Annotated in this window: 16 protein-coding genes and 1 pseudogene; 4 read left to right on the forward strand and 13 right to left on the reverse strand. The window is 72.8% G+C overall.

The features are described from left to right. Positions 1 to 79: 79 nt before the first annotated feature. From ACF07N_RS30850 to ACF07N_RS30865, 4 genes are all read right to left on the reverse strand, one after another. Complete coding sequence (locus ACF07N_RS30850) at positions 80 to 772, reverse strand: response regulator (RefSeq protein WP_392119198.1); 693 nt, start codon at positions 770 to 772, stop codon at positions 80 to 82. 4 nt (positions 773 to 776) lie between these two features. Continuing rightward, the gene (locus tag ACF07N_RS30855; protein ID WP_392119201.1) at positions 777 to 1,997 is read right to left on the reverse strand and encodes a sensor histidine kinase; all 1,221 of its coding nucleotides are present in this window, start codon (positions 1,995 to 1,997) and stop codon (positions 777 to 779) included. A 15-nt stretch (positions 1,998 to 2,012) separates the two neighbouring features. Beyond that, complete coding sequence (locus ACF07N_RS30860; RefSeq protein WP_392119204.1) at positions 2,013 to 2,930, reverse strand: CPBP family intramembrane glutamic endopeptidase; 918 nt, start codon at positions 2,928 to 2,930, stop codon at positions 2,013 to 2,015. A gap of 150 nt (positions 2,931 to 3,080) precedes the next feature. Next, a complete protein-coding gene (locus tag ACF07N_RS30865) occupies positions 3,081 to 3,671 on the reverse strand; it encodes a heme-binding protein (protein WP_392119207.1) in 591 nt (196 codons plus the stop codon). A 247-nt stretch (positions 3,672 to 3,918) separates the two neighbouring features. Here ACF07N_RS30865 and ACF07N_RS30870 point away from each other — a divergent pair, with 247 nt between their 5' ends. Further along, a complete protein-coding gene (locus ACF07N_RS30870) occupies positions 3,919 to 5,253 on the forward strand; it encodes a sensor histidine kinase (RefSeq protein WP_392119210.1) in 1,335 nt (444 codons plus the stop codon). Further along, entirely contained in the window at positions 5,250 to 5,909 is a 660-nt protein-coding gene (locus ACF07N_RS30875) for a response regulator (protein ID WP_392119213.1), read from the forward strand. Before ACF07N_RS30870 ends, ACF07N_RS30875 begins: the two co-directional genes overlap by 4 nt. A gap of 183 nt (positions 5,910 to 6,092) precedes the next feature. Here the strand turns inward: ACF07N_RS30875 and ACF07N_RS30880 are convergent, their stop codons facing one another. Together ACF07N_RS30880 and ACF07N_RS30885 are read right to left on the reverse strand one after the other, a co-directional pair. Further along, positions 6,093 to 6,878, reverse strand: coding sequence for a DUF1963 domain-containing protein (locus ACF07N_RS30880; RefSeq protein WP_392119216.1), 786 nt, complete (start codon positions 6,876 to 6,878; stop codon positions 6,093 to 6,095). 91 nt (positions 6,879 to 6,969) lie between these two features. Continuing rightward, entirely contained in the window at positions 6,970 to 7,527 is a 558-nt protein-coding gene (locus ACF07N_RS30885; protein ID WP_383345642.1) for a TetR/AcrR family transcriptional regulator, read from the reverse strand. 95 nt (positions 7,528 to 7,622) lie between these two features. Here ACF07N_RS30885 and ACF07N_RS30890 point away from each other — a divergent pair, with 95 nt between their 5' ends. After that, entirely contained in the window at positions 7,623 to 8,363 is a 741-nt protein-coding gene (locus ACF07N_RS30890) for an SDR family oxidoreductase (protein WP_392119220.1), read from the forward strand. 115 nt (positions 8,364 to 8,478) lie between these two features. After that, positions 8,479 to 9,723 (forward strand): tetratricopeptide repeat protein, encoded by a 1,245-nt coding sequence (locus ACF07N_RS30895; RefSeq protein ID WP_392119223.1) that lies wholly within the window; start codon positions 8,479 to 8,481, stop codon positions 9,721 to 9,723. A gap of 163 nt (positions 9,724 to 9,886) precedes the next feature. Here the strand turns inward: ACF07N_RS30895 and ACF07N_RS30900 are convergent, their stop codons facing one another. The 7 genes and pseudogenes from ACF07N_RS30900 to ACF07N_RS30930 form a co-directional block, all read right to left on the reverse strand. Next, entirely contained in the window at positions 9,887 to 13,393 is a 3,507-nt protein-coding gene (locus tag ACF07N_RS30900; protein WP_392119226.1) for a CHAT domain-containing protein, read from the reverse strand. A gap of 44 nt (positions 13,394 to 13,437) precedes the next feature. Next, positions 13,438 to 14,412: a hypothetical protein gene (locus ACF07N_RS30905; protein ID WP_392119229.1), complete on the reverse strand. Its 975-nt coding sequence runs from the start codon at positions 14,410 to 14,412 to the stop codon at positions 13,438 to 13,440. A 7-nt stretch (positions 14,413 to 14,419) separates the two neighbouring features. Beyond that, complete coding sequence (locus ACF07N_RS30910; protein WP_392119232.1) at positions 14,420 to 14,809, reverse strand: hypothetical protein; 390 nt, start codon at positions 14,807 to 14,809, stop codon at positions 14,420 to 14,422. Positions 14,810 to 14,980: 171 nt separating this feature from the next. Then, entirely contained in the window at positions 14,981 to 16,030 is a 1,050-nt protein-coding gene (locus tag ACF07N_RS30915) for a TetR/AcrR family transcriptional regulator (protein ID WP_392119235.1), read from the reverse strand. Between the two features lie 190 nt (positions 16,031 to 16,220). After that, a complete protein-coding gene (locus ACF07N_RS30920) occupies positions 16,221 to 18,083 on the reverse strand; it encodes a nuclear transport factor 2 family protein (protein ID WP_392119238.1) in 1,863 nt (620 codons plus the stop codon). Between the two features lie 153 nt (positions 18,084 to 18,236). Beyond that, entirely contained in the window at positions 18,237 to 20,246 is a 2,010-nt protein-coding gene (locus ACF07N_RS30925) for a BTAD domain-containing putative transcriptional regulator (protein WP_392119241.1), read from the reverse strand. 105 nt (positions 20,247 to 20,351) lie between these two features. Continuing rightward, positions 20,352 to 21,282, reverse strand: a pseudogene (locus ACF07N_RS30930) (NAD-dependent epimerase/dehydratase family protein). Positions 21,283 to 21,486: the final 204 nt, after the last annotated feature.

Genomic DNA, 21,486 nt, shown 5'->3' on the forward strand with positions numbered 1-21,486 from the left:
GAGAATTCCGGCAACTGGAGCCGGCCATCGCTCGCGACCAGTCCGGAGCCGGAGCCCGGCTCCTACGGCAGGAACGTACCTACTCACCCCCGGACACCAGCCCGACCCGGTACGCGAGGACGACGGCCTGGACACGGTCGCGCAGGCCGAGTTTGGCCAGGATCCTCGACACGTAGGTCTTGACCGTCTCGGGGGTGATGAAGAGCCGCGCGGCGATCTCCGCGTTGGACAGTCCTTCAGCGATCTGCCGGAGCACCTCCAACTCGCGTGGAGTCAATGCCCGTACCACATCGTCCCTGGCCGGCCGGTTGGTGTCGGCCGGGCGCAGGTGCTCGGCGAAGTGGCCGATGAGATGGCGGGTGACGGCGGGGGCGAGCAGGGCCTCGCCCCTGGCGACCGTCCGGATGGCGTTGACCAGTTCCGCCGGGGGCGCGTCCTTGAGGAGGAAGCCGCTGGCCCCGGCACGCAGCGCGTCGTAGACGTAGGCGTCGACGTTGAAGGTGGTGACGACCAGTACCTTCGGCGGTGCCTCGGCGTCGGGACCGGCCAGTTGCCGGGTCGCCTCGATGCCGCCGAGCAGGGGCATCCGAATGTCCATCACCACCACGTCGGGACGCAGGCGTTGGGCGGCCTGGACCGCCTCGTGCCCGTTCTCGGCCTCGCCGACGACCTCCATGTCGGGCTGGGCGGAGAAGATGGTGACGTATCCGGTGCGCACCAGTGCCTGGTCGTCGCAGACGAGCACGCGAATCGGTGGCGGCGCATCACTCACGGGGTCACTCCGATGCGGGCTTGGACGGAATCCTGGCATGGACCTCGAACCCGCCTTCGGGCCGGGGTCCGGCCTCAAGTTCACCATTGACCATCCTCACCCGTGCGCGCAGCCCCACCAGCCCACGCCCGCCCGCGAGGTCCGGCTCCCGCACGGCAGGCGCCGCCGCCCGGGCGGTGGCGGGGCTGTCGGTGGTCACCTTGATCTCGATGTGCTCCTCGCCGTGCCGGACGAGGACGTGCGTGCTTCGCCCGGCGGCGTACTTCATCGCATTGGTGAGTGCCTCCTGCACCACCCGGTAGGCGGCCAGTTCGACGTCCACGGACTGTGCTCGCCGCTCTCCCCGCTCGCTGAACTCGACCGGCTGCCCGGACCGGCGGGCCTGTTCGACCAGGTCCCCGAGGCGTCCCAGGGTGGGTGCCCGGTCGGCGGACGCCGACTCGCCGGTCGCCTCCAGCACGCCCAGCAGGTACCGCAGTTCGGTCAGCGCCCGACGGCCGGTGTCGCTGACTGCCGTAAGTCCTTCGCCGGCTTTGTCCGGTGCGGAGGTGAGCAGGAACTGCGCCGCGTCCGCCTGGACCACCATGGCCGTCACGTGATGGGTGACCACGTCGTGCAGCTCGCTGGCGATGCGTGCCCGCTCCGCGGCCGTGGCCAGTTCGGCGGTCAACCGCCGCCGCTGCGCCTCTTGTGTCCGCCGGGTGCGTACGGTGCTGCCCACCAGCCAGAACACGGTCAGAGTCAGGTAGAACGCGAGATGGTCCGCGAGGCCCAGCGGTGAGCCGAGACGGTCCAGGACGAGGGCCAGCACGGCATAGCCCGCGCTGATCACACCCGCCAGGCCACGGCGGAAGCGGACCTGGTGGGCCCCGGCCGAGTACAGGGCCAGATACAGCCCCAGACTCCCGAACGTCGTCGCGAAGCCCAGCGCCTGATAAGTGGCGAACGCGCCCGCGGCGACGGCCAGACAGCCGGCGGGCCACCGCCGGCGGGCCGCCAGCGGCAGGGTCTGGGCCAGAGTCAGCCCGACGCTCAGCGCGCTCGCCGGCCGCTCGGGCAGATCCCCGATCTGTGCTCCGATGTTGGAGAGGGTGGGCACGAAGGCCAACAGGGCCAGCACCGCGGCGAGGACGCCGTCCTTGAGGAGGGCGTCCCGCTCTTCCCACCAGTCGAGCGGCGCCCGGAGCAACGAACTGCGGCTCCAGGGCGCCTGATCGGACGTCACTACCGTCTCCTCCGGTCAGCCGGCCTGAGTGTGTCGTGCGGATCGGCGGGGCAGCACATTCCCGCCGCGGCGGGCGAGGACGAACATCCGTACCGCGAGCAGCATCCCGATGACGACGGGCAACAGCGCCGCCTCCAGCCCGAAGTCACCGCCGGTCAGCACGGCGGAACCATGCACGTCGACGGTGAACAGCCCCTCGGAGGTGTGCCCCGAGACCGGGATGCCGAGCAGCTGCTCGGTGGTGTTCCAGGCGAAGTGCAGACCCGCGACGAACCAGATGCTACGCCGCCACAGGAACGCGGCGCCGAGCATCACGCCCGCCTCCACGGCGATCGCGAGCGCACTCCACGCGTTGGCTCCCGGAGTCACCAGATGCGCGAGGCCGAAGAACAACCCGGTGACCACGATGGCGGCCCGGCTGCCCCACAGCTGCTCCAGAGCCTGCAGCGCGAGACCGCGGAACACCAGCTCCTCGGTGACCGCGGTGCCGATCTGCACCATGACCGCCGACCAGACGACCGCCACGAAGCCATGGCCCGCCCAGGAGAACGAGTAGCCTCCGAACGCCGTGATCAGCAAGGTGGACACCCCGACGAAGCCCAGGCCGATCGCGCCGCCCAGCAGCGCCTCCCGGCCGGCTCCCCGGCGGGCGATCTCGGGCGTCGAGCGTCCCGCGAGACGGCGCATGACCAGCCAGTACACGCCCACCGCGGCGACCGCACCCAGCACCGGAACCGGTCCGGGGCCCGTGGCGGTCAGACCCGAGACCAGACCGACACCGACCAGGCCGGCCGGCATCCAGCCGAGCGGAGAGCCCACGAGCCGGGCGAGACGACCACCGAGACCGCCGCGAGCGCCGCGGGCCTGGTGAAGGTCGGGTCCGGTGTCCGGGCCGGGGCCTTCTGTGTGCGGTGCGGTGGACGTGGTCTGCATGGTGGCCTCCCCTGTAGCGGTCGCACAGACTGCGACCTGAGAACCACGGTAGGAATCCGGCGCTGCCCGCGAATCACCCGCACATGGACGGCTCTTGTAGCTCTCGCGGGGGATGCGTCACGCCACCACTCATGCGGTGAAGGGGCGACCCTAGCGGCTCAGGCCCGCTGCGCCCGCCCGAGCGTACTTCTCGTCCAACGTGCCGGACGGGGCGCCTGCCACGCCGATACCGGCGATCGGCGCGTTGCGGGCCGTGACCGGGACGCCGCCGCCGAGGAAGAGCGTGCCGGGGATGTCCTTGAGGTGGGGTGTCTGCTCCAGGCGTCCGGCCAGTTCGGAGGTGGGCGCGTTCCAGGACACGGCGGTGAACGCCTTGCGCTCCGCCGACTCGTAGGACTGCGGGCCCGCGCCGTCGCCGCGGAGCGTGACGATGGTGTTGCCGTTGCGGTCGACGACGGCGACGGTGACCCGCTGGTGCTCCGCCTCGGCGGCGTCGAGCGCGGCCCGCGCGGCGCGGGTGGCGGCGTCGATCGTCAGATGCGTGGAGGTGGTCGTGGCGCCCGCCGCGACGGAGCCCGCCGTGACGGAGCCCGCCGTGACGGAGCCCGCCGTGACGGAGTCCGCCGCTACGGCGGCCGGCGCGGAAGCGTTCGCGGTCACCGTGCCGAAGGCCGCGGCGCCGACTACGGCCAGGGCGGCGGCGCCGGTGCTGATGCGGGCGCGCCTGGACAGGTTCTTCATGCTCGTCTGCTCCTCGGGACGGGTGGGCGGCCACCGTGGTCCGGGCCGCCCGTCGTGTTGCCCAGCCTCGCCCCCTCACCTGCCCCGCCCGGTCGGTGTTCCGGCTGTTCCCGGCGTGCGGATCGGACGACGGCGGTGTCATCCGATCGGTTGACCCCCAGGGTGTCCCGAGCGGCGACAATGGCAGTGTTTGCGCAGTTCAGCGTGAGCGAGCAGGGGGAAACGACCGGAAGGGAGGCACGGGCGGATGCGGAAGCCGCACAACCGGCACGACCGGCACGACCGGTGGCTGGGCGCCGTGCTGCACGCGGCGTTCTTCCTGCTGCTCGGTGGTGCCCTGGCCCGCTTCCTGACACGCCACCCGGGTGAGCCCCGCACGCCCTGGATCATCGCCCTGTCGTTCGCCCTGGCTGTCCTGCACCTGCTGGGACCCGCGCTGGCCGGCGGTACGGCAAGACCGGACCGGCGGCGAGCGGTCCGGCGGCAGCGCGTCAAGCCGACCCCGCTACACCCGTCCGGCCCCCGGCCGTCTTCCGGCCCCCGGCCGTCTTCCGATCCCCGGCCGTCTTCCGATCCCCGGCCATCGCCCGATCCCCGGCCCTCCTGGCTCGGACCCGCGTGGCTCGCGCTGGTCGTCGTCGTGTGGATGGTGCTCGTCGTCCTCGCGCCGAGCTACGCCTGGTGCGCGGTACCGCTCTTCTACACCGGCCTGCGCACCCTGCCGACTCGCGCGGCGCTCGTCCTGGTCGCCGTCCTGACGGCGTTCGTCGTCGCCGCGCAGCTCAGACTCGCCGGGCACGTCGACCCGAACCAGCTGCTCGCACCCCCGGCCGTCGCCGCCATCGCCACGGCCGTGTTCCTGCAGACCCGCAGGCAGGCCGCCCGGCAGCGCTCCCTGATCGACGACCTGCTCCGCACCCGCCGTGAACTCGCCGCGTCCGAGCGCCGTGCCGGCACCCTCGCCGAACGCCAGCGGCTGTCCATGGAGATCCACGACACCCTCGCGCAGGGTCTGTCCAGCCAGCGCATGCTCCTCCAGGCAGCGGAGCGGGTCTGGGAGTCCGAACCGGGCAAGGCACGCGACCACGTCCGGTCCGCAGCCTCCGTCGCCGAGCACAACCTCGCCGAGGCCCGGCGCTTCGTGCACGACCTGGCCCCCGCGGACCTCACCCGCGGCAGCCTCGACGCCGCACTGCACGCCCTCGCCGCACGCGAGTCCGGCGACCACCTCAGTGTCCGCGTCCACCTGGACACCGGCGCACGGACCCCGCTGCTGCCGGACCGCGTCCAGTCGGCCCTGCTGCGCGTCGCCCAGGGAGCCCTGGCCAACGTGCGGGAACACGCCGGCGCGAGCACCGCCGTGCTGACCCTCACCGTCCTGGAGGACCAGGTCGTCCTGGACGTCACCGACGACGGGCGCGGCTTCGACCCGGCGGCGGCCGTACCGGCCGGGACGCGCGGTCACGGTCTGCCCGCCATGCGGGCCCGGCTCGGGCAGCTCGGCGGCACCCTGACCGTCGAGTCGTCGCCGCGAGAGGGCACCGTCGTGTCCGCCGTCGTCCCCCTGGAGACCACCCCATGACCCACCCCGTCGACCCGGCCCGGGGCCATGCCGCCGTGCGCATCGTGGTCTGCGACGACCACGCGGTCGTCAGGGCCGGACTGCTCGCCCTGCTCGACAGCGCCCCGGGCATCGAGGTGGTCGGCCAAGCGGCATCCGGCGAAGAGGCACTCGCCCTGTCCGCGAGGCTGGCGCCGGACGTGGTGCTGATGGACCTCCAGCTGGGGGAGGGCATCGACGGCGTGGAGACCACCCGCCGCCTCACGACCGCCCCCGGCCCGTCCCCGCACGTCCTCGTGCTGACCACTTACGACACGGACGCCGACATCACCCGCGCCATCGAGGCGGGCGCGACCGGCTACCTGCTCAAGGCCGAACGCCCGGAGGAGCTGTTCGCCGCGATCCACGCCGCTGCCCAAGGCCGTCCGGCGCTGTCCGCACCCGTGGCCAGCCGGGTCATGGCCGGCCTGCGCAGCCCGCGTCCCTCCCTCACCGGCCGCGAGCGCGACATCCTGGCCCAGCTCGCCCGCGGCCTCGGCAACCGCGATATCGCCCGGGCCCTGTTCATCAGCGAGGCCACGGTCAAGACCCATCTGCGCCGGATCTACGACAAGCTGGGGGTGGACAACCGCGCGGGCGCCGTAGCCGTCGCGAAGGAACAGCGCCTGCTGCCGTGAACACACCCGGGTCGCGCCGATCGCCGGTCACCGCACCCCAGCCTCCGCACCCGCACCGCGGGCGTCGACCGCGACCGTGACGCCTCTGCGAAGATCGCCACCGGCCGGCAGGGCTACCCGGGGCTCTTCCAGCCGCCACCACCGCAAGGGAACCGGAGTTGTGGTGAGGACGCAGGCGGCTGTTCAGACCTGCTGCTCGAACTCCAAGGCTCCGTACCGGCGGGCGGCGATGTCCTCGCGGGTGCCGACGACGAGGGTCTGGGTGAAGACGCCGAGGTCGATCGACTGACCGTGTATCTGCGCAAGGAGGACGAGGTCGCCCTCGTCCGGTGCCGACTGCCAGGGCCTGGAGAAACCGCCCAGTTGAACGGCGACTCCGTGTGCGGCGCCGCCCGCTGCCGCATCGCGCACGGCGTCGCCGAAATCGTCCAGGACGTCGTCGCGGTCCGCGCCACCGTCCAGGAACGCGCTGGTCGCCGGGGCGTCGCGCCAATCGGGTGAGACGGTCAGTCCCGGCACCGGATACAGATCATCCGTCTGGTAGACCCGGACCTGCTCCGGCTCCCCGTTGAGCACGTATGCCGCCGGGCGTTGTGTGGTCCGCACGCCGGACGGGACGTGCAGGATCGCCGACGACTCCGGCTCGTACTCGATCGAGGCGAAGAACAACAAGCTGCCGTCGGGCGGCAGTTCGATGTCCAGGGCGTCGCGGGGGAGCGCTGCGCAGTCGACGGTCAATATCAGCGGCTGGCGCCCGTCGGGCCAGTCGACGCCGTCCGGCAGGCAGGGGAGGCCTCCCGTGCGCGCGGCGGGACGGGCCTGTCGCCGCTGGGCGGGCGTCAGGCCCTCGAAGGGGACCAGGTGGAGGCACGGCCGGGAGCCGGCGAGCAGTTCCTGCGCCACCGGTCGGGGAACGCCGTGCTCCTCGGCCGTCCTCAGAGCGAGCTCTTCCACGATCGGATCAGTCATGCCCGCGATCATGCCAGGGCGCACTGACACCGACGGGACGCATCGAGAGCATGATCGCCGCAGCCGGATCGTGCCACCCGCTCCGCTGCCGTCACCCGTCCGCGTCCTGGCGGCGAAGGCCGTCGAGGATGACGTTCATCAGGGGCCGTGCCCTTGCCCATGTCTCCCGGTCCAGTCGGCCGAGGTAGGCGATGAGCAGGAGGACGCCGTGGGCGTCCACGTCGGCGCGGACGGAACCGGCCGCTTTCCCGGCGTCCAGGAGCTGAGCGAGGGCTCCTTCGATGGGGTTCTGGCTGTGGGCGACGAGGTCCTGCCACGCCGCCGGCTCCAGCGCCGCCAGGACGCCGCGCTTGATCTCGGCGTAGTCGATCACTCGGTCGAGCCACTGGCGCAAGGCTTCCACGGGTTCGTGCTCCGTCAGCAGAGCGGAGGCGGCGGTCACCAGTTCTTCGACGTCGCGCCGGTAGACCTCGGCGAGGAGCGCCTCGCGGTTGGGGAAGTTGCGGTAGAGCGTTCCCTGTCCCACTCCGGCGCGCTTGGCGATCTCGTTGAGGTGGACGTGGTGGGACTCGGCGAGGGCTGCGCGGGCGGCCTCCACGATACGGGTCCGGTTCTGCACCGCGTCCGGACGGCGTGCTGGCGCGTTCATGGGCCTCTCCCGACGTTCCGCCCCTGACAAGTGGACACGTGTCCGGTACGGTGGATCGCGTAGCGGACACGTGTCCACTTTACTTGGAGGCAGTGATGCTCTCTCTTCAGGGCAAGATCGTCGCCATCACCGGAGCGAGTGGCGGCATCGGCGAAGCCACCAGCCGGCTGCTCGCCCGGCGCGGCGCCGCGGTCGTCCTCGCAGCCCGCCGCAGCGAGCGCATCGACGCCATCGCGCAGGACATCCGGGAGGCGGGGGGACGTGCCGCCGCGTGCGTCGTCGACGTCACCAGGGCCGAGGACCTGCAGCGCCTGGTCTCCCGCACCGTCGACCGATTCGGCCGTATCGACGTACTGGTGAACAACGCCGGTGTCGCCCCGATCAGCCCGCTGGCCGCCCTCGACACCGAAGGCTGGTTGGCCATGATCGATGTCAACCTGCGGGGCATGCTCAACGGCGTCGCCGCCGCGCTGCCCGTCTTCCGCGCGCAAGGGTCGGGCCACCTGGTCAGCATCGTCTCCGTGGCGGGCCTGTCCGTGTCCCCCTCGATGGCTGTCTACGCCGCGACCAAGAACGCGGTGCGCACCGTGCACGAGGGCCTGCGCACGGAGTCCACCGACGGGGTGGTGCGCACCACGGCCATCTCGCCGGGATACGTCCGCACCGATCTCGCCGACTCCATGGCGGACCCGCACCTCCGCGAGCAGACGCGCAGGAACATGGACGCGGTGGGCATCCCACCCGAGGCTGTCGCCCGCGCGGTGGCCTTCGCCGTCGAGCAGCCCGACGACGTCGAGATCGGCGAGATCAACGTGCGCCCCACCGTCCAGGCATGACACGTGCTGTCGCGGCTGGACCGGCCGCGGGCGGTGTGCGGTGAGAGGGCGGACGCGCGGAGGGTGGACCGCCGGTGGACGGGGAACGACTCCCTCGGTCGACGAAGGAGTCAGGATGACCGATACGGACAGGGCGGGCCGGGGCAGGTGGCCGTTCCGCCGGCGCGGACGCGGCGCGCACGCGGGCCCGGAGAGCCCGGCCGCACGGACTCAGCCCTCCTCGGACCCCGTGCCCGGACCGTCACCGGCACCGGACGGGGTGGTCGGCGAGGGTGAGCTGGAGGGCCTGGGCTCGTACCGGATCACCCATCACGAGGGCGAGGACGGCAACCCCGTGGTGGACGTGAAGCTGTCCCTGACCCCGTCCGGGATGACGCGCATGAAGCTGGGGCAGCTCGCGACCGAACGCGGCCCGCACCATCCCGAGGTCGTACGGCTCTCGTTCGAGCTGGCCGACCAGCTCTGCCAGGAAGGGGAGTTCGGCGAGGCCGAGGAGGTCTTCCGCTGGGTCGTGGCGGAGCGCGGGGCCGATCTGGGGCCCGCCCATCCGGACACCCTCGAGGCGCTGAGCGCTCTCGCCTCCCTGTTATGGGATCGCGGACGGCCGGAGGACGCGGAGCGGCTGCGCCGTTCCGTCTTCACCCGGCGCGAGGCGACCTCGGGCCCGGACCACCCGGACACGCTCACCGCCCTCGCGGACCTGGCCCTCGTCGTGCTCGCCCTGGGGCGGCACGAGGAGGCGGAGCGACTGGCGCGCACCGCGCTCGAACGCCGGACACGGGTGCTGGGGCCCGAGCACGAGGACACGCTCGGCAGCCGGAACACCCTGGCCGGGGCGTTGCGGGCCCGGGGCGCGCTGGAGGAGGCCGGGGCCCTCTACCTCTCGGTGCTGCGCGACGCCGAGCGGCTGCTGGGCCGGAAGTCGGAGCTGACCCTGACGGCACGGATCAACCACGCCGCCGTCCAGCACCGCCTGGGGCATGTCGCCCAGGCCGCGCGGTCGATGCGCGACGCGGTGCGGCAGTCGGTGAAGATCAAGGGCGCCGGCCACCCGGACACGCTCTCCGCACACGCCACGCTGGGCGCCATGCTCCAGGCGCTCGGCAAGGTCGACGAGGCCGCGGCGGAACTGAGGGCGGCCGTCGCGGGCATGGAACGGTTGCACGGCCCCGACCATCCGGACGTCCTGGAGTACCGCACCAGCCTGGCCGCCACCTTCTTCAACGCGGGCCGGCACGCCCAGGCCGAGGAGGAGTGCCGCCTTGTCGTCGCCGGCTACGAACGGCTCTACGGCACGGCCGACCGGCGCACGGCACAGGCCCGGGAGAACCTGCGCATGGTCCGCGCCGCTCGCGGCTAAGGAGACTCGCGGCCGGGAGACGAGGCCGGCGCGGGCGGGCGCAGCCAGGGGCGACCCGTCGCGACAGCGGAAACCCGTCGCGTGATCATCACCTGGGGTGTCCCTCGGCCTCTCCGGGGCGTTTCCTCGGCCGTCTCCGGGGCGTCCCGGTCCGTCCGTGCGATCACGGGCCGATGTGGATGTGCGCTCCCCACAGCGACGGGAGCAGCGGATACTCCGCGTGCGCCTGCCGGACGGCCGCGTGCAGCGCGTGCGCGGCGCCGTGCGGGAGCCGGCCGTAGAAGGACCGGGCGATGCGCGGGGCGATCTCGTCCGTGACGGGCCACAGCGTGCCCACGACATGGCGGAATCCGGCGAGTTGGAAGGCGCTGGTGATGTGGATCGCCTCGTCCGCGAGCTCGGGGCGGGTCCCGGAGGTGGAGCAACTGGAGAGGTACGCCAGGCCGGCCCCCGACGGCCGCAGCGCGGAGATGTCGGCGACGGTCAGCGCCCTTTCGCCGTGGTCGTGGGTGAGGATGCGCGAGGCGGAGGGGTCGTGCGGGTCGGTGACGGCGTGGCAGACGAGATGGACGTACGGGCTGGAGCGCAGGCCCTCCTGGACCCGGTCGCGGGTGGCCTCGGCGCCGGTCAGCAGGGTTGCCCTGGCGGTTCCGGGCAGCAGTGTCCGCACCGCTTCCGCTTCGTGCGGGGCGTTCGGCAGGGGCGCTGCTCCCGGTGTGTCGCGAATGGCCACGACCAGGGGGGCCCGCGCGCCTGACGGGGCGGGTTCGGGACGTCGGCGCGCGTGGTGCAGGGCGCCGACGGTCGGGGTGTAGGAGGAGACGGCGAGGTCGAGGGCGCAGCGCGGCCGGTCCCGTTCGGCCCGGGCACCGTGGTAGCCGGCGGCGTGCAGCGGCAGGAACGCCAGCGTGCCCTGCGGGCACCACCACACCCGCCGTGGCGACTGCCCGGGGGCGGGCGGTTCGATGTGGCCGAGACGCTGCAGCACGGGTCCGGTGATGGTGTCCCACAGCCATTCCAGTACGCCGGAGAGGGTCTCCTGCGCGGACCAGATCTCCTCCAGGGAGGCTCCGGGCCGGGAGGCGGCGCGGGTGGCGTCGAGGAAGACGGCCACCTGCTCGGCCACGGTGCCGGAACGCACTTTCAGCGGCAGGACGTCGATCGTGCCGCCGGCCACGATGACGGCGTCGCAGCGGATGCTGATGTTGAGGAGCACGACGGGTCCGTCGCCCGCCTGGCGGAGGATCTCCTCGGCCGCGGGCGGGCGCAGGAAGCCGTCGAACCCCGGCAGCGCCCGGATCCGGCCCAGCAGGTGCTGCCACGCGGCGGCGTGGGCGCGACGCCGTTCGGCCGCCTGTTCGGTGGTGGCCGCCGGTACGGAGGGCCCGGCCGGCTGGTCGGTCTCCTCCTCGCGCAGCCGCAGGAACTCGTCGGCCAGGGCGGGTGCCTGCCGGCGCAGCCGGTCGAGGTCGAGGTCGCGGGTGCGCAGCAGCCGGCCGAGGAGAACCCCCCTGCCGTGTTCCAGGACTTCCAGGGCTTCCCGGGGCCGTCCGGCCTGCAGGGCGTAGGCGGCGGCCTCCGCCGCGATGCCCGGCAGACGGGCCAGAGCGTACTGCTGGTCGCTGCGGGTGAGGCTGCGGGTCGCCAGCTCGGGCAGCAGCGACGTGGCCGTGCGCAGGGCGCGCCACGCCGTGTCCCAGTCCTCCAGTACGCCGGACACCTGGCCCCAGGTGACGTGGGCGGCGAGCCGTTCGCGCACCGGGGCGGAGGTGATCGTGGTGATGTCGTGGGCGACGGTGAGGGCCTCGGTGAGCAGGTCACGGTTCCCGGTCCGCAGGTGCAGGCTGTACAGGCACTCGGCGAGGGCCGTGCCGGGCTTGCTCCGGTCCGGGTCGTGGCGGGGGCGGTCCCGCACGACGGTGCGCAGGAGGGCGACGGCCTCCTCGAGGTCGGTGAGGTCGTGGCTGATCTCGTAGCGGCTGCGCAGGGACTGGGCGAGGTTGTAGCCGGTCACCTCCCGCTGGGTGGGGAGCAGGTTCAAGGCGTGGCGCTGCAGGCCGATCGCCTCGTCCAGGTCGGCCGGTGTGCCGTCGGCGTGGTCGAAGCGGGCGAGGAGGGCGCGGGCGAGGTTGCTCATCGCGGCCGTCCGCTGCTGGGGGTCGGCGGCGTCGAGGGCCTGCCGGAAGGCGCCGAGCGCCGGGCCCAGCGCCTCCGGGCGGGCGGTGTGGAAGAACCGGGCGAGGTGGGTGTCGCCGAGCAGCATGAGGACGACCGGACGGTTCGCGTCGCCCTCGGGCAGTACCAGCAGGGCCTGGCGGCACAGTTCGGCGCACCGGTCGAGATCCGTGATGTCGCCGTGGACGCCGAAGCGCTGGTTCAGGCCCGCGGCGAGGCTCGCCTGGTGGAGGGCCCGGTGTTCCGCGTCCAGGCCGGCCCCGGCGGCCAGTGCGTCGCGGTGCACGGCGATCGCCTCTTCGAGGTCGGTGAGGTCTCCGCGCGCCGAGTGCCGGCTCCGCAGGGCGGCGGAGAGTTTGGTGCGCAGGCCGCAGGCGTTGTGGTGTCCGGTACCGGGCGTGTCCACGGCCGCTCGGAGCAGGGCGACGGCCTGGTCCAGGGAGGCGGCCTCCCCGGTCAGGTCGTACCGGGTGTCGTACGCCGATCCGAGAATGCCCGTCAGCACGCCGCGTTCGGCGCTGTCGGCCGGCAGGCCGGCGACGGCGCGCCGCAGCACGGCGATCGCCTGGTCGGCGAAGTGGGACCGGCCGGTCCTGACGGCCCGGTCCAGGAGCGCGTCGGCGGCACGCAGGGCGGCCTCGCCGTGGTCGGTGGTGCCGGGGTCGGTGTGCGCGACGGCGCGCAGGCGCAGGGCGATCACCGTGTCGAGGTCCTCCAGCCGGCCGGAGGCGTCGTAGCGGTCCTGCACGGCCTGTGCGAGGACGTCGAGAAGGCCCAGCCGTTGCTGCGGGCGGTCGGCGGGCAGCAGGGCGAGGGCCCGGGAGTGGGCGTCGATGGACTCGTCGCGGTGGCCGGGATCGCCGGTCACCCTGTGCAGCGCGCCGAGCGCGGAGCCGAAGTTGACCAGCCGGATCGCGAGATCCTCCTGTCCGGCCTCGGGCGTGAGCCGTACGGCCTGCCGGTACAGCGCCACACACTCCTCCAGGTCCGCCCGGTCGCCGGTCAGGAGGTGGCGGTCGAGGAGCGTCTCGGCGAGACCGGCCAGCTGCCCGGCGGCCTCCAGCCGGGCGGCCGGTCCGCCGGACAGTGCCCGCCGCTGCCACTCGACGGACTCGTCGAGGTGAGCGGGCTCGCCGGTCGCTCCGGACAACAGGCGCAGGGCGCGGCCCAGCCCGTAGGCGTAGGCGGGCCGGTAGGGGTGGCCGGCGGGGGCCTCGGCGAGGGCCTGGCGGTACAGGGCGACGGCGTCCCGCAGCGGCCCGGAGGCACCGGTCTCCTCGTACGTCAGCGCCTCGGTGTAGGCGAGGTTCCGGAAATGGACGTGCCGGTCGGGGGTGTGCGGGCCGAGGGCTTCCACGGTCGTGTGGAACACGCGCCGGGCCCGTTCGAGGGCGGAGGGGTCACGGGAGCGCATGTAGTCGTCGAGTTCCCGCAGTCCGCGCTCGTGCAGAGCCAGGACGCGGTCGTTGCGGCGGTGTTCCCCCATCGCTGCCATGGGGCCACGGTAGGGCGCATCGTCTCGGGCCGGTACTCAACGGGTCATACGGCGGGCGGTACTTCGGGATGCTCGTAGGTGTCAGGCGGCGGCAGCCCCTGGCGCCAGGACGCGCAGAGTGCCGAGGCCCGGGCGCGCTCCTCGGCGAGGCCGGCCGGCAGCGGAAGGTGCAGAGCCCGCAGCAGGTCGAAGCGGTGCAGGTCGAACGCGGTGTGTACGGCGTCTCCGTAGGCGACGGCCGCCTGGACGGCCCCGTGGTAGGCGACGCAGGCGACGGCCAGCGGGATCAGGGCGAGGGCGAGCCACCACCCGCTGGAGCACAGCAGACCGGCGGCGGTGAGCGCGGTGGCCGCCCCGGTGACGGCGAGCCGCACCGCGCTGTCGAGGGAGTCGCGGGAGTCGTCGACGAGGGCGCGCGACCGGTCGCCGAGGACCGGGTAGAGCCGGGGCCAGGCCACCGCCGCGTCCCAGCCGTGGTCGCGGCCTGCGGTGTCGAAGGTGGCGGTCAGGACGTTGCCGAGGGCGGTGGGCCGGACGAGGTGATCGGGCAGCGGGTAGCGGCGGCGCAGCCGCGCGGCGGCCGTACCGGCCCGCTGCACGGCGGCCGCCGTCACCTCCGCCGGCGCCGCGTCGCCCGCGGCCGGGGGCAGGACCGTACGGCGTTCGAGCCGGGCCTTGCGGCGGCGCTGCCGGGCGCGGCACAGCCCCGCGCCGAGGGCGTCGGGCCAGCCGCCCTGGAGCAGCCGCACCATGGCCAGTTGAAGGGGCTGGAAGACGACGGCGACGACGGTGATGCCGGCGGCGATGAGCACGATCTCGCCGACGCCGAGTCCGGCGGCGGTGCGCCAGGCGCGGCGCATGGAGAGGGCGCCGCCGGGGGCGCCCGCCCAGACCAGCCACAGGATGCTCAACGCCCCCGCGTAGCTGGGCAGATAGGAGACGAGGAAGAACCGTCCGGAGCTGCCCGGGGCGAGGCCCGCGGGTGCCGTGGCGACGGTGGCGAGGCCGGCCTGGCTCATCGGCGGCTCACCGCAGTTCCATCGGCCCGTGGCCGTCCGTCTCGCACATCGGCCGGTACCGCTCGTCGTAGAAGGCGGTCCAGGCCGTCCGCTCGCAGGACGGGCAGCGGAAGGTCAGCAGCGTGTACTGGGTGGATTCGACCGGCTGGCGGCCACGGTCCTCCTCACCCGCGCCTCGCACGACCCCGAGCGCGCGCACGGTGCTCAGGTGGGCCCGGGTGGTGACCCCGACGACCGTGCCGCCCACGGCCAGGACCACACGGTCCAGCGCCGGCCGGGTCGCGAGCAGCAGGTCGAGCGCGTGGGCGGTGTCGTCCAGGGTGGCGCCGTCCGGCACATCGAGCCGGGCCGCGCCCTCCGGCGCGGCGCCCGGTCCCACCAGCATCGCGTACTTCATTCCAGCGCCCCCAACGGCTACCGCCCGGCTCCTCGGTCGGCTGCCAGTCTGCCCGTTCGGTGCGGTCGTTCAGACGGTTTCCCGCAGAAGACCGAGACGGTGGGCCACGGCGGCGGCCTCGCCGCCTGCCTCCTCGCGCAGCCGGTCCTCACGCCGCGCTCCTCCCTCGGGTCACGTCGCGTGGGGCTGCGGCTTCTGGACGAGTCGGGAGACCAGTTCGAGCCAGCCGTTCTCCAGCCGTTGCAGGGGCAGGCCGCACTGGTCGCTCAAGTGCCAGAGCAGGGCGGGCTCCAGGTAGCCCAGCAGGGCGTGACTGAGCAGTTCCGCGTCTGCTTCCGGGGCAGCCAGGCCGAGCAGGACGCTGACCCGCTCGTGATACCGGCGGCGAGGTCCGCGCCGGTAGCGCTGGTCGGGGGAGGGTTCGGCGGCCAGGTGCAGTTCCATCTCCGCGGCATAGCGCCGTATGGCGGCCACCCCGAAGGCGCGAAGCTGCTCGATGGCCCTGTCCCGGCTGTCTGCTCGTTCGAGGCGGCCGAGGTGAGCGGCCTGGAAGGTGTCCTCGGAGCGCTGCAGCAGGGCTTGCAACAGCCCTGTGCGGTCGCCGAACCGGCGAAAGACGGTGCCCTTGCCGACACCTGCCGCGGTGGCCACCGCTTCCATCGTGAGGTGCCGCAGTCCACGCTCCCGGGCCAGCCGTGCCGCGGCGTTCAGCAGACGGGCGTGATTGCGTGCCGCGTCCACGCGCAGGGGTCTGCTGTCCTCGCGGGTACCCGGTGACCGGGGCGGCGGTGGCGTTTCACGCGGATCGCCGCCCGCCTCGCTCGGGCAGGGACATGGTTCCGGTGGGGGAGCAGGTTGTCGGTGCGGTGCCGTCTGCGTGATCGTCTCGACGAGGTCGAGGGCAAGGCCCGCCGTGTGCAGCGCTGTCGCGTCGGGCTTCTCGACCAGCGGCAGCAGGTCGCCGAGAAGGGTGATGAAACGTCCGCCGTTTTCGTGGATGGCCGTCATCGACCCCTCCCACAGCGCGGCCCGGATGCCGACCGCACTGAGCGACCCGGTCCCGGCGGCCGACCGGGCGAGCGTCTCGGCCAGGCGATTTTCGAGGGGGGTCGGCCGCCACGCGCCGTGGCGGAGATCCCGCATCAGCGCCTTGAGCCGTCCCGGGACGCTGTCCGGGTGGGAGTGCGGAGAGGGGTCGGGCGGATCAGGGATGGTGGACACGCTGGAACGCTCCCGAACGGGTACTGGAGGGCGGGGATCGAGGGCATGGGTGTGGTCGGCCCATGGCGGTTTCGTGCGACAGAGCGGCTACGGGCGCGTCTGCGGCAGTGATGCTGGGGACCGGCAGCACCGGGGTGGTGCTCCTCGGCCGGGAGGAGCGCCACCCCGGTGGGGCGGTCCCGCCGTGAGCTCAGTCGCCGGGAAGCAGGACGGTCTCGTCGCCCTCGAACCAGGCGTTGTCGATCGTCAGCCGGCTGATGCGCCAGGCGCTTCCGTCGCGCGTGAGGTCCGCGTCGTAGCGGTTCATCATCAGCGCGTGCCGGGTCCGGTCCGGCTTGGGACCTTCTTGTGGCAGGTAGTGCTGAGCCATCGCGTAGCAGTTCACGTGAGCGGTGTCGCCGTCCACGGTGGCGCGGATGTTGCTGATCACGTGGCTGGTGTCGAGCGGGCCGACCGCCGGGATGAGCGCTCCGACGATGGTGTCGCGCGGCTTGAGCGCGGGGAAGTCGAGCCCGATCTTGCTCGTGGCCGGCGTCAGGTCGACCATGGCGTCCTCGGTCAGGGACGAGGCGAGCAGCTCGGCGTCGCCGTGGTCGAGTCCTGCCGTGTAGCGGTGCAGCGCGTCGGCGATCGCGGCGTGGTCGATCAAGAGCTGCAGCTTGTCGTCGGACATCGGGCGCTCCTCGGGAGGGATGTTGTGGTTCAGACGGAAGAGGTTGTCCGGGTCGAAGCGCGTCTTGACGCCGCGGAGCCTGCGATAGTCGGCTTCGTCGTACGCCGCCCGCACGTCGGACACGCCGGTGTCCTGGGCCGCCATGAAGTTCAGGTACCGTCCGCCGGTGGACCAGGGACGCATCCGCTGCAGCAGCTCATCGGCGTAGACGTTCATCGCGGTGAAGGCGTCGGGTGCCCCGACACCGACGATCCAGAGTGCGAACCGGGCGTCCCGGTGTCCGACGGCGTTGTCCGCGGGCCGGGCCAGGGCGCCGCCCAGGTGACGCAACTCGACGAAGTGCACCGGGCAGTCGGCCGTCGGGCCCGCGGCGGACAGGATCTCCTCGACGGCCCCGGCGGGCAGGGAACGCAGCATCGCGGTGCGCTCCATGAAGGGTGCCGGGTCTGCCGGATCGTTGTGGATCTCGGCGAAGGACGCGTACGGCATGGGGCCCAGAGTGTCCGCGAGGACGGGTGCGGCCGCCCGCAGCGGCGCAACCAGCCGGGTGGCCTCGGCTGCCGGGCCGAGGTAGGAGATGCGGACGTGCACGGCGAACCGGTCGGCGAGGAAGGCGGGCACACCGGGCAGCGCCGGCAGGCGCAGCAGGGCGATCGAAGAGCTCAACTCGTCGGGGGCGTCGGCCGTGACCTCGGCATAGGTGTGCAGGACGGCTGCCGCGTCGGCACCGTCGAAGAAGAGGCCGCCCGCCCACAGCTGTGCCACCGGGAAGAGGGCGAACTCCATGGCGGTGACGACACCGAAGTTGCTCTTCCCGCCGCGCAGCGCCCAGAACAAGTCGGGTTCCGACGCGGCGTCGACGAGGTGCAACGCGCCGTCGGCTGTCACGACGTCCAGGGAGGTGACGTGGTCGGCTGCCCATCCGTGGGCGCGGCCCATGGTGGGGCTCAGGCCCCCGCCGAGGGTGTAGCCGACGACTCCGACGAGCGGTGAGGAGCCGTTGAGCGGGGCAAGCCCGAACGGGGCCGCCGCGTCGATCACTTGCTGCCAGCGGGCCCCCGCCGTCACGCGGGCCGTGCGCGCTGCGGGGTCGATGCTCACCTGGGCCATGCGGTGAGTGGTGATGAGGACCGCGTCATCGGCCGGGACGGTCGCCTGGTGGCCGGTGGCCATGACGGCGACCGGCAGACGCCGCTGTGCCGCGAAGCGAACGGCGACTTGCACGTCGGAGCTGTTCGCGGCTCCGACGACGACGCAGGGGCGGTGGGTCACGGCAAGGTTGAAAGGCGCGCACTCCGCGGCGAAGCCTTCGTCCTCCGGGCCGAGTACGGGTCCGGTGATCTGCGCTGCCAGAGCGGCGCGTGTGAGTGAATCGAGCATGTGTGCATTGCATCGAGCCCGTGTCGACGCGGCGTCGATGGCGCGTCGACGGGGCGTTTCACCCACGCGCCGCAAGGCTTCTCCCCGCGCGACTCTCACCGCGTGCGGAGCCGGGCATGTGCAGGCGCGTCACCGCGCGCGGCGCCGCAGGGATCAGGGCAGCGAAAGCGACACCATCTCCGCGAGAGCGTCCGGAAGATCAGTGATCTGGTCCGCCAACGCGCGCAGATCCTCTTCGCCGGCCGTGTTCCTGGTGGTCAGACAGTGGCGCAGCAGCCGGTGCAGTGCTTGCTGGCAGTGCTGGTGTCCCAGCCCGTTGAGGGCCTGGCGCCGCGCGAACGCCTTGACGAGCCCGAGGAAGCGGTAGTCGCCGTTCTCGCCGGACTCCACCACATGAGCGTCGACGAGGGCTTCCATGACCGCGGTGGCTTCGTTGACCGGCAGGTCGAGCACTGCCGCGGCCATGGCGGCATCCAGGCGGCCGCAGTCGGGAACCGCGGTGAGGTGGAAGGCGTCGCGGTGGAAGGTGTCCATGCGCGCCTGGGCCTCTCGGAACGGCCTGTCGACGATCTTGCAGTCCGCGTGCATGACGACCGGCTGGCGCAGGTCGTCCTCGAGCTGGGCGAGGATCTGGTCGATCGTCCACGACGGCCGGGCATCCAGCCGCGCGGCCGCCACATGCACCGAGAGCGGCTGGTAGGAGCAGGCCTGTACCAGGCGGCCGGCCGCTTCCTGTTCTGCGAACACCCGCCGGGTCCCGGATATGGCGGCGAGCAGGTGCAGTGCGTCTTCGGGCCGCAGAACGCCGAGACGCAGCCAGGGGATGCCGGGCAGGTCGACGATGCGGCGCGGACTGGTCATGATGACGGCACAGCCAGGGGTGGCCGGCAGCAGAGGACGCACCTGCTCGCCGCCGGATGCCGCGTCCAGGACGATCAGCATGCGACGGCCGGACACCGTCGTACGCCACAGCGCGGCGCGTTCGTCCAGCGATGCCGGCAGCTGTGACACCCCGACCGCACGCAAGAACCGGCCGAGCACCTCCAGCGGGCCGGCCGGGTCCTCGAAACCACCGAGGTCGGCGAAGAGCTGCCCGTCGGGGAACAGGTGCCGCTGGGTGTGCGCGACGTGTACGGCGAGCGCGGTCTTGCCCATCCCGCCCAGGCCGGTGATGCCGACGACCGGAGCGTGCGCGGCGTCACGCAGCGTCAAGGACAGTTCCGCGATCTCCGCGCGGCGCCCGGTGAACACGGCCAGGTCCGCCGGGAGCTGAGCCGGGACCGGCGTGGGCGTGAGGGCCGAGGACGGCCCACGGCCCGCGGGGACGGGCGCATCCTCGCCCTCGCGCAGGATGCGGTCGTGGAGTGACCGAAGGGCGGGCCCGGGGTCCACGCCCAGTTCTTCGCGCAGAAGCCGCCGGGTGTATTGGAAGGCGGCCAGAGCCTCGGCCCGGCGGCCGGCACGGAACAACGACAGCATGAGCTGTTCGTGCAGCCGCTCACGCAGTGGGTGCTCCCTCACGGCCGCCCGTATCTCGGACGTCAGATCGGACGCCCCGCCGACCTCCAGCTCAAGATCGAACACCTCTTCAAGAGCGGCCAGCCTCAGCTCCTCCAGCCGGTCGCGCTCCAGCTCGAAGAAGGGACCCCGGACACCCGACAGGGCCGGTCCCTGCCAGGTGCCGAGGGCCTGGCGCAGGAGGTCGGCGGCGCTCGCCGTGGCGCCGGCGCGGCGCGCCCGGTGAGCCTGGGCGGTCAGCTCCCGGAACCTCCTCAGGTCGAAGGTCCCGTCACGAACCGTCAGGCGGTAGCCACTGCCCGTCGATTCGATGACCGCCATGTCGCCGAGGATCGGTCGCAGCCGGTAGACGTACGTGCGGACGGTGCCCCGGGCGCCCCGAGGCCCGTGCTCGCCCCACAGGGCCTCCAGAATCGCCTCGGTCTCCACCGGGCGCCCTTCATGCAGAAGCAGCAGTGCGAGCAGCCCTCGCTGCTGTGGAGACCCGAGGTCGACCTCTTCGTCCCGCCGCCACGCACGAACAGGACCCAGCACCGCAAGACGCATCACGCGACCGCACCCTTCTTTCTCTTGCCCGCATTCAGAGCCACCCGTGACCGGACCCACCCCCACCGGCACGCCCGGCCACTCGGGATGGCCGGGCACTGAAGCAGGGGGCCAGTATTCACGCCCGCGGTGCTGCCGGGGCCATCGCGCTTCCGCCCGCAGAAGCGCATGGCGCGATGAGCCCGACGCAATGCCGCGAGGCCGTCACGCGGCCTCGGAGGCGAGCGCGTCCTGCACGGCGGCGAAACCGGTGGCATGCGGGACGACGGGCCGGTATCCCAGTTCCGTCACGGCCTTGTCGGTGCGCAGCGTGCACGACTGTCCGACGAACCACCGGGCGGGCACCGGCACCACATGGGCCGCGGTTTCGGCGTCCATGTCGGGGATGGGCGCGTCGACGCCGTAGAGCGAGAAGACGGTCTCCAGGAAGTCCCGCAGGACGACCCGATGCTGGTCGGTGACGAAGTACGCCTGACCGGGCCGGCCGTGCCGCCACCCGAGGATCAGGCCCTCGACGGCGTTGTCCACGTACGTCACATCGGTGGTGTGCCGGCCGCCGTCGATCCAGGCGAACTGCCCGGCCTTGGCCGCTGCGGCCAGGCCTTCGGTGAGGCTGCTGTCAGGGCCCCAGACGAACCGCGGCCGTATGGAGACGGTGGTGAAGCCCGGTGCGCCGGCGTCCAGCACGACCTGCTCGGATTTGGCCTTGGCCGCAGTAGGCGGCTTCGGAGTCCGGCCGCAGCGGCGCGGTCTCGTCCCCGTCCAGCAGCGGTTCCCCGGCCAGGAGCGCGGCCTCGCTGCCACAGTGGACGAAGGTGGCGACCCCCGCCGTACGGGCTGCTTCCACAGCCGCTCGGGTGCCCCCCACCGTCACCCGCTCGTGGCGCTCGCGGTCGGCGGTGATGTCCGTCTCGGCAGCGAGGTGGAACAGTACGTCGCTGCCTGCGACCGCGTCCTGCCAGCCGGCCGGCTCCGTCAACTCGCCCTGCACCGGCTGCGCGCCGAGGGCCGCGACCTTGTCGGCCGACGCCGCGCTGCGGACCAGCGCACGGACCGTGTGGCCTTCTGCGACGAGCCTGCGGATCAGGGCCCGTCCGATGAAGCCCGAGCCGCCCGTGATGAATGCCTGTGACATGGGAGCCTTCTCTCTCGCGTAAGACGCTTCCCGCTCCGCTGTGGGCGGGAGGCCATGTGATGTTCAGCGATGACGGGCTGGCTGTTCTTCCCTCGAAGCCATTCATGAGTAGACGGGGAACCATAGATGTCTTGGATGGCTCACCTGTGGCGGCGCCGGAGGGCGTGCTCGTCGGACGGGCGATGTCAGGGATGTCAGTCGTCG

Source organism: Streptomyces sp. NPDC015242 (assembly GCF_043079125.1).
GTDB lineage: Bacteria > Actinomycetota > Actinomycetes > Streptomycetales > Streptomycetaceae > Streptomyces.